Genomic DNA, 13,027 nt, shown 5'->3' on the forward strand with positions numbered 1-13,027 from the left:
GCAACGAGTGGAACTACCTTTTCGACATGGACGGCGTGCTCGTACGCGAGGAGCACCTGATCCCCGGAGCGGACACGCTCATCGCGGAGCTGCGCGAGCAGGGGACCCCGTTCATGGTGTTGACGAACAACTCCATCTACACCCCGCGCGACCTGCGGGCACGACTGCTCAACACCGGGCTGGACATCCCCGAGGAGTCCATCTGGACCTCCGCGCTGGCCACGGCCCAGTTCCTCCAGACCCAGCGCCCCGGTGGCTCGGCCTACGTGGTCGGTGAGTCGGGTCTGACCACCGCCCTGCACAACGTGGGCTACGTGATGACCGAACGCGACCCGGACTACGTGGTGTTGGGCGAGACCCGCACCTACAGCTTCGAGGCCATCACCCGCGCCATCCGCCTGGTGCGCAACGGCGCCCGGTTCATCGCCACCAACCCCGACGAGACCGGGCCCAGCGCCGAGGGGCCGCTGCCCGCGACCGGCGCGGTCGCCGCGCTGATCGAGAAGGCCACCGGCCGCCGCCCCTACTTCGTGGGCAAGCCGAACCCCCTCATGATGCGCTCGGCGCTGCGCAGGATCGGCGCGCACTCGGAGAACACCCTGATGGTCGGCGACCGTATGGACACCGACGTGCTCAGCGGCCTGGAGGCCGGTCTCCAGACGGTCCTGGTGCTCTCGGGCATCTCCGGACGCGACACCGCCGACCAGTTCCCCTACCGGCCCACCCGCGTGATCGGCTCGGTCAAGGAACTCGTGGGCCACACCCAGAACCCCTTCGGCACCGGGGCCTGACCGGGCTCCTCCCGAAACACGTTCCCGGAACATGACGACGGGGGCGGTGGACCATGTCCACCGCCCCCGTATCCGTCGTCGGGCAGGCCGTCGGGCCCTCCCAGGGTCAGGCGCTCTGCCGCTGCTTGGCGATCTCCTCGACCTTCGCCGCCTCTTCACGGCGGCGGGCACGGAGCAGTTCCAGCCGCTCGGCGAGAACCTCTTCCAGGTCCTCCATGCTGCGGCGTTCCAACAGCATGTCCCAGTGGGTGCGGACCGGCTTGGTGTTCTTGGGTTCCTCGCCGCCGCCGTCACGGCGCAGTGCGCGGTCGCCGCAGAAACGGCATTCCCATTCGGCGGGGATTTCGGCCTCGGTCGCGAAGGTGACCGAGAAGCGGTGACCCCGGGTACAGTCGTAGGTGACTTCCTGCCGGGGAGCCAGGTCGGTGTTGCGGTCGTTCTCGTAGCTCGTCGCCCCGAGCCGTGTGCCGCGAAGTGCTCGCTCGGCCATCGTGTGGGTGCCTCCAGGCGCTTGTGCGGTCTCGCGGGGTGTAACGCGTCGGTCCACGTCAAGATTCCCCACTGACCTGAGGTCGAACCTCCTCGGCGGACGCGGGAGCCCGCCCGATGCGTGAGGGCCCGCCCCGCCGGGCCGGTCCGGTGGTGGTGACCTGCACCACTCCGGATGTCCGGCCCTCGAAGTCGCCGACCCCGCTCCGGCCCACCCGATCCCCGGTCCCACGCCGCCAGTCCGTCGTGCCGCCGCGCGGTACCCGGATCGCCGCTGTTCGCGGTCGCGGGGGTGGCGACGGTGGATTTTCGGACGGCTTCGTATTCGCGCGTTCGTGCAGTTCAGGAAAGGTTCTTGGGTTTCGTCCGGTGTTCCGTGTCGATTCCCCGGATGGACGCTTCCCGGCTCGGTGCGGAGTTGTGCGGGTCTTCAGTCGGTATCACTAACTTTGTCGGCTAACTCCGGTATTCGTCATTGTTCTGACATGGGAGCCGGTTGGGTCAAGTGGTATCTTTGCTCGCTGTGTGAACAAAGGGCAGGTTGAAGGCCTTAAGGCTGCCTATGTAACACAACAGTGCACGTGGGCTGAGGATGCCCGTTCGGCGTGCTCTTCGGCGTGTGCAAATAGTGAGGACGTGTCCGGACATGGAGCGCCATGACTGACCAAACCCCCCGTCCCGACGGAGTGCCGCCAGCGAGGTCGACCGCCCCGCGCTGGCTGCTCGTCCTGGTGCCGGCCCTGCCAGCCTGGGGGTGGGCGCTCTGGGCCACCCGACCCGACGGGTGGATCCCGGTCCTGGCCGCCGGAGGGGTCGCGCTCGCGCTGATCCTCGTCCTGGCTCTCCTCCTGGCGCGCAGGGACCGTCAGGTCGCCGAGCTCCGGGCCCGAGTGGACACGGCCCGCACCGAGACCGCCGCCCTCTCCACGGAACTGCTGCCCCGCATGGTCGAGCAGCTGCGGTCCGGCGACTCCGCCGACACCGTCCTGCACCGGATGCCCGACGTCGCCGACCCCGCGATCTCCGCCGTCCTGCGGAGCGTGGCCAGCGAGGTCTCCGCCTCCGAGCGCCGCCGCTCCGCCGCCATGGCCGCCTGCGCGACCGCCGCGGGACGGGTCCAGGCACTGTCCACCACCATGCTCGCCGACCTGCGCCGCATGCAGGAACGCCACGGTGACGGCGACGCCGGGGCCGACGTCCTCGGTGACCTCATGCAGCTGGACCACACCACCGCGCAGACCGGCCGGGTCGCCGACAGCATCGCGATCCTCACCGGTGCGCGGTCGGGGCGTCGCTGGGGTCGCGCCATCCCCATGGAGAGCGTCCTGCGCGGCGCCATGGGCCGGATCGGCGCCTACCAGCGAGTACGCACCCACAGCGTCACCAACCTGGCGGTCGCCGGGTTCGCCGCCGAGGGCGTCATCCACGCCCTCGCCGAGATCCTCGACAACGCGGCCAAGTTCTCCCCGCCCACCGCCGAGGTCCACGTCCACGTGGAGGAGGTGCAGGCCGGGATCGCCGTCATGGTCGAGGACGGAGGCCTCGTCATGGGGGAGGAGGCGCTGCGCCGGGCCCGCGCGGCGGTCCGCGACGGCCTCGACATCACCACCATCTCCGGGACCCGCCTGGGACTGTCGGTCGTCGGCCGCATCGCCCAGCGCTACGGTCTCGAGGTCTCCTTCCGCTCCTCCTCCAGGGGCGGCACAGCCGTGGTCCTGCTCCTGCCGCAGCGCATCGTCAAACCGCTGACCGCCAGCGTCCCCGCACAGCCGATCACCGTTCCCGAGCCCTCCTCCCGCGAGACGGCGGCCCCTCCCGCAGACACGGCCCCCGCTCCCAGGGCGGACAGCGGGCTGCCCTTGCGTCGCCGGGGGCAGTCCCTCGCGGCGGCGGAACGCAACCGGCCCGCTCCCAAGGAGGCCGGTCCCCGCACCCCCTCCACGGGGTTCGGCGCGTTCCGCTCCGCCGTGCGCGGCCAGGAGACGACCGACTCACCGAAGGAAACATGATGGACCTCAAGACGCTGACCTGGCTGCTCGAAGGCCTGCTGGAACGCACCCCCGGCACCCGCCACGCGCTGGTGCTCTCCCGGGACGGCCTCAAGCTGTGCCACACCGCCGGACTGGGCAACGACAGCGCAGACCACCTGGCCGCGATCGCCGCGGGGGTGCAGAGCCTTGCGCACAGCGCCTCGGTGGAGTTCGGCGACGGCCGGGGCGGGGTCCGACAGGCGATGGCCGAGTTCTACGGAGGTCTCCTCTTCATCGTCGAGGCGGGGCACGGCACCCACCTGGCGGTCATCACCAACGGGGAGGCCGAACCTGGGCTGGTCGGCCACAACATGAACGAACTGGTCGAGCAGATGGGTGAGCACCTGACCACGCCGTCCCGAGCCGGGGCCGAAGCGGAGTGAGTCCGTACCGACGGGAGAGCCCCGACCGGCTCTACATCATCACCTCGGGCCGCAGCCGCGGCGGCGACGAGTCCCTGGACGCCGTCACCCTCATCGTCACGGAGAGCGCCCCCGTCCCCGGCATGCAGTCCGAGCACGCCGCCATCCTGCGCCTGTGCGTGAGCCCCATGGCGGTGGTGGAGGTCGCCGCGCACCTGCGCCTGCCCGTGGCGGTCACCCGCATCCTGCTCACCGACCTCCTCGACACCGGCCGGGTGAGCGCCCGCCACCCGGCACCGGCGCCCTCACCGGCGCACCCCCTGGCCTCCCCGGACGTGTTGGAGAAGGTGCTCGTTGCACTCCACAACCTCTGAACCCGCTCACACCGACCAGCAGGTGACCCCGCTGGCGGACAGCACCGAACAGGCCCTGAAGATCGCCGTGGTCGGCGGTTTCGGGGTCGGCAAGACCACCATGGTCAGCTCCGTCAGCGAGATCCGCCCGCTGACCACTGAGGAGACCATGACCCGGGCCGGGGCGGGCATCGACGACCTGGAGGGGGTCGAGGGCAAGCGCACCACCACCGTGGCCTTCGACTTCGGCCGGATCACCCTCGACGCCACCTCGGTCCTCTACCTGTTCGGCGCTCCCGGACAGGAACGCTTCTGGTTCCTGTGGGACCGGCTGTTCACCGGTGCGCTGGGCGCGGTCGTCCTGGTCGACACACGGCGTCTGGAGGACTGCTTCTACGCCATCGACCGCCTGGAGGACCAGGGCACGCCCTTCGTCGTGGCGCACAACGACTTCGGCGAGTCCGAGCACTCCCTCGAGGACGTCCGCACCGCCCTGGACCTGGACCCGGGCATCCCCCTGCTGCGCTGTGACGCCCGAGAGCGAGGCTCGGCCAAGAAGGTGCTCATCGCCCTGGTGGAACACGTGCGTTCCCTGATCACGGAAGGTCCCCGATGACCGGCTGCCCCGTCCGGATGTACGGACCCGAGTTCCAGTCCGACCCGGGCGGTCTCTACGAGAGGATGCGGGCCGAACACGGGCCGGTCGTGCCCGTGCGGATGGAGGGCGACATCCCCGCGTGGCTGGTCGTCGGCTACCGGGAACTGCACCAGGTGATGAACGACACCACCGTGTTCGCGCGCAGTTCCAGCCGCTGGAACGCGTGGCACCTGGTCCCCGCCGACTGGCCGATGCTGCCCATGGTGATCCAGCTGCCGTCGGTGCTCTACACCGAGGGGACCGAGCACCGCCGCCGCACCGGTGCGCTCACCGACGCCCTGTCCGGCACCGACCTGCACGAGCTGCGCACCACCACCGCGCGCATGGCCGACCGGCTCATCGACGCCTTCTGCGCCACCGAGGGCACGGACCTGCGCACCTCGTACACGGCACGGCTGCCCGCGCTCGTGCTCAGCTGGATGTACGGGCTGGACGACGTGCGCGGCGACCACCTCGCCGACAACATGAACACCATGATCGACGGCGGCCCCGACGCCATGGTCGCCCAGCAGACGCTGATGGCCGCCATGAGCGAGCTGGTCGCGGACCGTCGTGCCAGGCCCGGCCCGGACGTGGTCTCCCGGCTGCTCGACCACCCCGCCGGGTACAGCGACGAGGAGGCGGTCCCGGAGCTCATCGTCCTGCTGGGCGGCGGCAACCAGCCGACCGCCGAGTGGCTGGGCAACGCACTGCGGCTGATGTTCACCGACGACCGTTTCGGCGCGTCCATCGCCGGCGCCCGCAACAGCGTGCAGGAGGCCCTCAACGAGGTCCTGTGGGAGGACACCCCCACCCAGATCCACGCCGGGCGCTTCGCCGCGCACGACGTCGAGCTGGGAGGCCAGCTCATCCGGCAGGGCGACCTCGTGCTCCTCGGGATCTCCGGCGCCAACCGGGACCCGCTCGTGCGCTCCACGGCGGGCCGGATCGGTGACCGGGGCAGCCAGGCCCACCTGTCGTTCTCGCACGGACCCCACCAGTGCCCCTACCCGGCCCGGGAGATCGCCGAGATCATCGCCGTCACCGGCGTCGAGGTGCTGGTCGACCGGCTCCCCGACATCGAACTCGCCGTTCCCGCCGAGGACCTGCGCTGGCGCCCCTCCCCGTGGGTGCGGGGGGTCGCCTCCCTGCCCGTGACCTTCACCCCGACCGAACCGTACGGGGGCCTCTGACCGCAACGGCCCCCGCGTGCCCCCGATCCCCGCGTACCCCCACCTTCCCCCCCGTACCGACCCGAGGAGTGCACCGTTGTCCTGCCCCGTTGAGCATGGATCCGGCGGAATCGTCACGCTGGACCCCTACGTCAAGAACCTGCGAGCCGAGCGCGAGTACCTCCACGCCGCCGGACCGGTCACCCGCGTGGAGCTGCCCGACGGGGTGACCGCCTGGGCCGTCACCCGGCACGAGGCCGCCCGCGCGGCGCTGACCGACCCCCGGCTGGTGAAGGACATCGCCCACTGGGAGGACTTCCAGAAGGGCCGCGTCCCCGAGGCGTGGCCGCTGATGAGCACCATCCCGCCCACCCCCACCAACCTCCTGGGTACCGACGGCGCGGAGCACAAGCGCCTGCGCCTGCTCACCGCCAAGGCCTTCTCGGCCCGCAGCGTGGAGCGCCTGCGCCCGAGGATCCACGACCTGACCGTCGAGCTGCTGGACGGTCTGGAAGCCGGGGCCCACGAGCCACTGGATCTCAAGAACGAGTTCGCCTTCAAGCTCCCCATGAGCGTGATCGGTGAGCTCTACGGCGTGGACGCGGCCGAACACGGCTACCTGCGCGACATGTACGTGAAGTTCTTCAGCGCGGTCACCGGACCCGAGGAGTTCCTGGAGACCTACGCGACCCTGGAGCGCTACTACGAGGGCATGATCGCGGACAAGCGCGCCAACCCGGGCGAGGACCTGACCACCGAACTCCTCAACACCGGTGAGAACGGTGACGCCCTCACCGACCTGGAGGTGCGCGGAACCCTCCAGGTGGTCGTGGCGGCCGGGCACGAGACCACCGTCAACCTGCTGTGCAACGCCGTGCGCGCGCTGCTGGCCCACCCCGAGCAGTTCGACCTGGTCAAGGAGGGCAGGGTCGGCTGGGACACGGTGGTGGAGGAGACCCTGCGCTTCGACCCGCCCACCTCCAACATGATCTTCCGGTTCGCCACGGAGGACGTGGAGCTGGGTGGGCAGACCATCCGCAAGGGTGAGGCCCTGATGACCTCCTACGGCGCGATCAGTCGCGACCGCGACGAGCACGGCGAGGAGCCGCACCCGGACTCCTTCGACCTGACCAGGGAGAAGGGGCGCCACATCTCCTTCGGGTACGGGCCGCACGTGTGCCCGGGCTCCCACCTGGCCCGGATGGAGGGACAGATCGCCCTGCCCCTGCTGTTCGAGCGCTTCCCCGACCTCAGGCTCGCCGTCGCGGACGGGGAACTGGAGAACCACCCCTCCATCGTCGTCAACAGCTTGAAGGAACTGCCGGTCCTGCTGCGTCCGTAGGTCGGGCAAGGAGCGTTCGAGGTCCCCGGGGCCGTTCCGCCAGCGACGGAGCGGCCCCGGTCGGCGGGCGGGGCCGCCCCGCGCCGGGTCATGGTCGGCAGCGGGGATCCAAGGACATGCCCAGAAGTGCATTAAAGCGGACAATTGCGGGGTCGCCCGCAAGCCCTGAAGTACCACGCCCGTGAAACGGGGACCGGGGCCGCCGACGGTGTCGGCGGCCCCGGTCGCGTGCCCGTGGGCCCGCTGGGGAGTGAGTGGGGTCAGGCCTTCGCGGGGGCGCTGTCCGTGCCCTCGCGGGGCCCGTCCTCCGAGCCGTCCGGGAGCCCGGAGGACTCAGCGGGCGCCTCGCCGCCTGGAGACCGCGAACCCCTCCGCCCGGACCCCAGGACGTTGAAGACCACGTTGAGGACCAGCGCGGAGGCGGTCGCGGTGACGATGCCCGAGTGCAGGATCATCGTGGCCCAGTCCGGGAAGGTCGCGAAGAAGTCGGGCGAGACGATCGACAGGACGCCGAAGCCGAGCGAGACGGCCACGATCACCATGTTCTGGTTGTCCTCGTAGTCCACCCTGCCGAGCGTCTGGATCCCGGCGGCCGCCACCGAACCGAACAGCACCAGCCCGGCGCCGCCCAGGACGGGGGAGGGGATCATCGCGACGACCCGGCCCAGGATCGGGAAGAGGCCCATGACGAGCAGCAGGACGGCGCCAGCGGCCACCACGTAGCGACTCCGCACCTTGTTCAGCGCGATCAGGCCGATGTTCTGGCTGAACGTGCTGCCCGGGAAGGAGTTGAACAGCGGCCCGACGACCGCCGTCGCGGCGTCGGCGCGCAGGCCGTCGGCCAGTCGGCGGCCGTCCACCTTGCTGCCCACGACCGCGCTCACCGCGAGGATGTCGGCCATGCCCTCGGACAGGATCACGATCATCATGACGCACATGGTGATGATCGCGGCGATCTGGAACTCCGGCGGGCCGAAGTAGAAGGGCGTGGGCAGCGAGAAGACCGGGCCCGTGCCGACCGAGCCGAAGTCGACCGCCCCGATGGCGGCGGCCAGCAGTGTGCCCAACACCATGCCCAGGAGGATGGAGGCGCGGCCCCACACCCCGCGCAGCACCCTGGACAGCACCAGGATGATGAGCAGGGTCGACCCGCCCAGCAGCAGGTTCGTGTCGGAGGGGGCGCCGGTCTCGCTGTTGTCGGTGATCCAGCCGATCGCGACGGGGATCAGGGAGAGGCCGACGACGGTGATCACGCTGCCGGTGACCACCGGGGGGAAGAAGCGGATCAGGCTGGCCATCACCGGTGCGATGAGGATGCCGAACAGACCGGCGACGATCGAGGCGCCGAAGACAGCGGGCAGGCCGCTGGACTCACCGATGGCGGTCATCGCGGTGATCGGGATGAACGACGCGCCGATCACCAGCGGCATGCGCATACCGAAGCGCCACACCCCCAGGGTCTGGACGAGAGTCATCAGACCGGCGACCAGCAGGGCCGCGCTGATGATCAGACCCGTCTCCAACGGGTCCAACCCCACTGCGGCGGCCATGATGAGCGGCGGAGTCACGACTCCGGCGTACAGCGCGAGGATGTGCTGGACGCCGTAGGTGACCAGGAACCGCAGCGGCGGACGCTCGTCCTCGGGCCGCGCTGCGGCGTCGGGGGCCCGGTCGTCGGACACGGTGTCCGAGCCGCCCTTGGGGAACTTCATCGTGGTGGGGCCTTCCGGTGTGGATCGGTCGCGTTCCAAATCATCGGATGATCTGAATTGACATGCAAATTCGGGGGGTATGGCTGGAGAAACACACAAAAGCGCACGGAGTCGACCTCGTCACCGTGTGTGGTGTGGGCCGATGGTGGGGCTGTCATCCCGAGCCCGCGCCGAGCCCCGTACCTCCCTTCCCCACGGGCTTCCCGAGAGCGGTGGGGTCCCAGGACACGCCTCGGGGCCCGGCCGTGGACACACCCACGACCGGGCCCCGACGTGACGAAGAACGCCCTCCGGTACCCGTCGCAGCCCCGCGCGACGGGTGCCCCGGACTCACCCCCGGGCACCACCGCCCAGGACCCGCTGGACCAGGTCGGGAGCGAGGGTGCCGTACCCGGTCGCCGCCCACACGCTGTGCTGGGCGGGCACCGCGTAGTAGGGCGTCGGCTGGCCATGGGAGGAGTCCAGGACGGCCCTCGGAGGCACGTGGGCACGCAGGTCGCGTCGGCAGTCGGCGCAGGCCTGGACCGACGTCGCACGAGGACTGGCCGGTACCCGCAGGCTGGTCCGGGCCGTCTCACCCCGGTGCCGGGGGTCGAAGAAGCAGTGCCTGGGAGCGGGGCGGCCGTTCAGCGCCGCCTCACAGTGGTCCAGGAGCACGCGCACCCCGACCAGGTCGGACACGTCCCCGGCGGTGTCCAGCACACGCGCCGCCGCTTCGTAGGCGGCCAGGGCGTCCGACGCGCGTTCGCGTGAGCCCTTGAACCTGGCCACCCTGCGGCCGTAGGAGGGCAGGACCCGAGTCAGATCCAGGCGCAGTTCCTCGTGGGCGGCGGAGTCCACCGAGTCGACCACCGCCTCGGAGAGCGGGACGACCCGGACCGGTCGGTGCGCGCGCCGACGCAGACCCCACACGGCGAGGCCCACCAGCGGGAGCGCGGCGAGCAGCACGACCACGAGGGAGAGTGCGCGACCACCCGGGTCACGGTCCGACGGCATCCGTTCGTACTCGCATGTCGGCGTAGAACCCCGGTGACTCCTCGCTGGGGTGGGCGTGGGCCGGTGCGGCGGAGGCCGCGACCACGAGCGCGACGAGGGAGAACAGCAGCGGCAGGGGGCTCCAGCGGCCTGGGGGATACGGCATGGGGTGCCTTCTTCTCATTTTCTGTTGTTTTGTACCAGAATATGTCGCGCCTGCCGCCGAGGTGCAGCCCGCCTTCTACCTGGCTCTACGGACCCGGGTCTCGTCCCACACCGGCTCGTCCGCCTCGTACACCCGACCATCGGCGCCGAACACCACGAAACGGTCGAAGCCCCGCGCGAACCAGCGGTCGTGCGTGACCGCCAGAACCGTCCCCTGGTAGGCGTCCAGGGCCGCCTCCAACGCCTCCGCCGAGACCACGTCGAGGTTGTCCGTGGGTTCGTCGAGCAGCAGCATCGTGGTGCCCGACAGCTCCAGCAACAGCACCTGGAACCGGGCCTGCTGGCCTCCGGAGAGGGTGTCGAACGGCTGCTCGGCGCTGAGGGCCAACTCGTAGCGGTCCAGGGCCCGGCCCGCCTCGTCCCGGGGCAGGCCCCGGCGGTGGCCCTGACCGCTGTGCAGGATGTCCAGCAGCGTGCGCCCCAGGAACTCCGGGTGCTCGTGGGTCTGCGCGAACCAACCCGGCAGCACCCGGGCGCCCAACCGGGCCCGCCCGGTGTGCGGAACCGGTGCGATCCCGGCCCGCTCCTCCTCCGGGACCAGCGAGGACTCGGGGTCGTCGCCACCACCGGCGAGCAACCGCAGGAAGTGCGACTTGCCCGAACCGTTGGAGCCCAGCACCGCGACCCGCTCGTCGTACCAGACCTCCAGGTCGAAGGGGCGCATCAGCCCGGTCAACTCCAGCTTCTCGCACACCAGGGCGCGCTTGCCGGTGCGCCCGCCGCGCAGTCGCATCCGCAGGTTCTGGTCCCGGGGCTGCTGCTGGGGCGGCCCCGCCTCCTCGAACCGGCTCAACCGGGTCCGCGCCGACTGGTACCGCGTGGCCATGTCCGAGTTGTAGGAGGCCTTCTGCTTGTACATGGACACCAGCGCCCTGAGTTTGGCGTGCTCCTCGTCCCAGCGTTTGCGCAGCTCGTCCAGGCGGGCGAACCGCTCGCGCCGGGCCTCGTGGTAGGTGTCGAAGGCCCCGCCGTGCACCCACGTGTCGTTGCCCGCCGCGCCCAGCTCCACCGTGACGATCCGGTCGGGGACCCGGCTGAGCAGCTCGCGGTCATGCGAGACGAACAGGACCGACTTGGGGGTGGCGCGCAGCGCCTCCTCCAGCCAGCGCTTCCCGGGCACGTCGAGGTAGTTGTCCGGCTCGTCCAACAACAGGACCGGCGCCGGTCCGCGCAGCAGCGCCTCGACGACCAGCCGTTTCTGTTCACCGCCGGAGAGCGTGCGCACCTCCCGCCACCGGCAGCGTTCGTAGGCCACGCCCAGGGCGGCCACGCAGCACTGGTCCCACACCACCTCGGCCTCGTAGCCTCCGGCGTCGCCATACCGGGTGATCGCCTCCGCGTAGCGCATCTGCGTGGCCTCGTCCTCGGAGAGCATCATGGCCCCCTCGGCCGCCTCCAGGTCCGCGTGGGCCCGGCGCACCGGTGCGGGGGCGACCGACACCAGGAGTTCGTGCACGGTGGTGGCGTCGCGCACGTGTCCCACGAACTGCGGCATCACCCCCAGTTCGCCGTCGACGGTGACCGCGCCCGACTGGGGCGTGAACTCACCGCGCACCAGACGCAGCAGGGTGCTCTTCCCCGCGCCGTTGGCGCCCACGAGCGCGGTCTTGGAACCCTCGCCGACCCGGAACGACACCCCGTCCAGCAGCACCCTCCCGTCGGGGAGGGTGTGTGTCACCTGGTTGACGTCGACGTAGCCCACGACCGCTCTTCCTGTTGCCCATGATGGCGCGCACGCTCCGGCGGCGCGGAAGGTCAGCGTTCCACGCGAGTTCAAGCCCCGGCAATCGGTTTTCCCTGGAAGGAGCGGGCCCGGACCTTAAGAGTCCCTTAGCTGACACCTAAGGTCCGGTGAAACCCGCTGTGTGCCCGTTCACCCCTGTTCTAGGTTCTTCTCGCCGGTCAGTGAACCGGTGTGTTCGGGGACGACGAGGTCCCCGAACCCGAAGGCGCGGAGAAAGGCGGCGGGGTGACTCTCACACAGGGAGCTGCGGGCACACACGAGGCGACGGGGGCGGCCCCGGCACATCGGGCCTGTTGCGCCGAACCCCGCGAGCGCCCGGTCCCGATCGAGCGCATGTCGATGCTCTCCAACCAGGCCTCCGTGGCGCTGCTGGGCCCGGACGCGCGCCTGCTCTGGTTCTGCCACCCCGAGCCGGACTCCAACGCCCTGTTCGCCGAGGTCCTGGGTGGCCGTCAGGCCGGGGTCTTCGCGATCTCGCCCGCCCACGGGCGGATGCCGCTGGGCCAGCGCTACCTGCCGGGCACGATGACCGTGCGCACCCGCTGGTCCCGCCTGGAGGTCACCGACTACCTCGCCCACGACACCGAGCCCGGACGTACGGACCTGGTCCGCGTCGTCGAGGGTTCGACGCCCGTGACCGTCGAGTTCGCCCCGCGTCCCGACTTCGGCCGCGCCCCGGTCCGGATCGTCGCCGAGGACGACGGACTACGCGTCCACGGGGCGGACTTCCCCCTGGTCCTGCGTTCGCCGGGCGTGCGGTGGCACATCGAGTCCGAGGACGGAGGGGACACCGCCCGGGCCACCCTCGAACCGGTCCAGAGTGAACCGGTGGTGCTGGAGCTGCGCTGCGGCACCGACTCCCTGACCGCGCACCCCGTGCCCGAGACCCGACGCCGCGAGGACGGCGAGGGCGCCTGGACCGGTTGGCTGTCCGGGGTGGAGCTGCCCCTCACCCAGCGGGATCTGGTGGCCCGTTCGGCGCTGACTCTGCGGGGTCTGTGCACCCCCACCGGGGGTGTCATGGCCGCCGCGACCACCTCCCTGCCCGAGGAGATCGGCGGCGTCCGTAACTGGGACTACCGCTACTGCTGGCTCCGCGACGGCGCACTCACCGTCCAGGCCCTGGTCACCCTGGGCTCCACCACCGAAGCCGAAGCCTTCCTGGACTGGGTCCACCGCGTCGTGGACTCCCTGC

13 protein-coding genes are annotated in these 13,027 nt (G+C 70.8%); 8 read left to right on the forward strand and 5 right to left on the reverse strand.

What is annotated here, in order from left to right:
* Positions 1-26: 26 nt before the first annotated feature.
* Positions 27-791, forward strand: a complete 765-nt coding sequence (locus tag KBX21_RS18800) for an HAD-IIA family hydrolase (RefSeq protein ID WP_210842713.1) — start codon at positions 27-29, stop codon at positions 789-791.
* Positions 792-897: 106 nt separating this feature from the next.
* Here KBX21_RS18800 and KBX21_RS18805 read toward each other — a convergent pair whose 3' ends face one another.
* Positions 898-1,281, reverse strand: a complete 384-nt coding sequence (locus KBX21_RS18805; RefSeq protein ID WP_017535724.1) for an RNA polymerase-binding protein RbpA — start codon at positions 1,279-1,281, stop codon at positions 898-900.
* Between the two features lie 655 nt (positions 1,282-1,936).
* Between KBX21_RS18805 and KBX21_RS18810 the strand changes: the two genes are divergently transcribed.
* The 6 genes from KBX21_RS18810 (at position 1,937) to KBX21_RS18835 (ending at position 7,176) form a co-directional block, all read left to right on the forward strand.
* The gene (locus tag KBX21_RS18810; RefSeq protein WP_199776694.1) at positions 1,937-3,289 is read left to right on the forward strand and encodes an ATP-binding protein; all 1,353 of its coding nucleotides are present in this window, start codon (positions 1,937-1,939) and stop codon (positions 3,287-3,289) included.
* A complete protein-coding gene (locus tag KBX21_RS18815; RefSeq protein WP_049579792.1) occupies positions 3,289-3,693 on the forward strand; it encodes a roadblock/LC7 domain-containing protein in 405 nt (134 codons plus the stop codon). The genes KBX21_RS18810 and KBX21_RS18815 overlap by 1 nt, the downstream gene beginning before the upstream one ends.
* Positions 3,690-4,046 (forward strand): DUF742 domain-containing protein, encoded by a 357-nt coding sequence (locus KBX21_RS18820; RefSeq protein WP_049579794.1) that lies wholly within the window; start codon positions 3,690-3,692, stop codon positions 4,044-4,046. Before KBX21_RS18815 ends, KBX21_RS18820 begins: the two co-directional genes overlap by 4 nt.
* Positions 4,027-4,641 carry an ATP/GTP-binding protein gene (locus KBX21_RS18825; RefSeq protein ID WP_049579796.1) on the forward strand — a complete coding sequence of 205 codons (615 nt, stop codon included), beginning with the start codon at positions 4,027-4,029 and terminating at the stop codon, positions 4,639-4,641. The genes KBX21_RS18820 and KBX21_RS18825 overlap by 20 nt, the downstream gene beginning before the upstream one ends.
* On the forward strand, positions 4,638-5,855 hold the full coding sequence (locus KBX21_RS18830) for a cytochrome P450 (protein ID WP_210842703.1): 1,218 nt from the start codon (positions 4,638-4,640) through the stop codon (positions 5,853-5,855). The genes KBX21_RS18825 and KBX21_RS18830 overlap by 4 nt, the downstream gene beginning before the upstream one ends.
* 76 nt (positions 5,856-5,931) lie before the next feature.
* On the forward strand, positions 5,932-7,176 hold the full coding sequence (locus KBX21_RS18835) for a cytochrome P450 (RefSeq protein WP_210842704.1): 1,245 nt from the start codon (positions 5,932-5,934) through the stop codon (positions 7,174-7,176).
* Between the two features lie 260 nt (positions 7,177-7,436).
* Here the strand turns inward: KBX21_RS18835 and KBX21_RS18840 are convergent, their stop codons facing one another.
* From KBX21_RS18840 to KBX21_RS18855, 4 genes are all read right to left on the reverse strand, one after another.
* Positions 7,437-8,888, reverse strand: a complete 1,452-nt coding sequence (locus tag KBX21_RS18840) for a nucleobase:cation symporter-2 family protein (protein WP_247665968.1) — start codon at positions 8,886-8,888, stop codon at positions 7,437-7,439.
* A 330-nt stretch (positions 8,889-9,218) separates the two neighbouring features.
* Entirely contained in the window at positions 9,219-9,884 is a 666-nt protein-coding gene (locus KBX21_RS18845; RefSeq protein ID WP_210842705.1) for a hypothetical protein, read from the reverse strand.
* Positions 9,868-10,029, reverse strand: coding sequence for a hypothetical protein (locus KBX21_RS18850; RefSeq protein WP_210842706.1), 162 nt, complete (start codon positions 10,027-10,029; stop codon positions 9,868-9,870). Before KBX21_RS18850 ends, KBX21_RS18845 begins: the two co-directional genes overlap by 17 nt.
* 75 nt (positions 10,030-10,104) lie before the next feature.
* Entirely contained in the window at positions 10,105-11,790 is a 1,686-nt protein-coding gene (locus KBX21_RS18855) for an ABC-F family ATP-binding cassette domain-containing protein (protein WP_049579680.1), read from the reverse strand.
* A gap of 375 nt (positions 11,791-12,165) precedes the next feature.
* Here KBX21_RS18855 and KBX21_RS18860 point away from each other — a divergent pair.
* The coding region (locus KBX21_RS18860; RefSeq protein ID WP_247665969.1) for a trehalase-like domain-containing protein at positions 12,166-13,027 on the forward strand (862 nt) is incomplete at its 3' end.

Source organism: Nocardiopsis sp. B62 (assembly GCF_018070675.1).
Taxonomy (GTDB): domain Bacteria; phylum Actinomycetota; class Actinomycetes; order Streptosporangiales; family Streptosporangiaceae; genus Nocardiopsis; species Nocardiopsis prasina.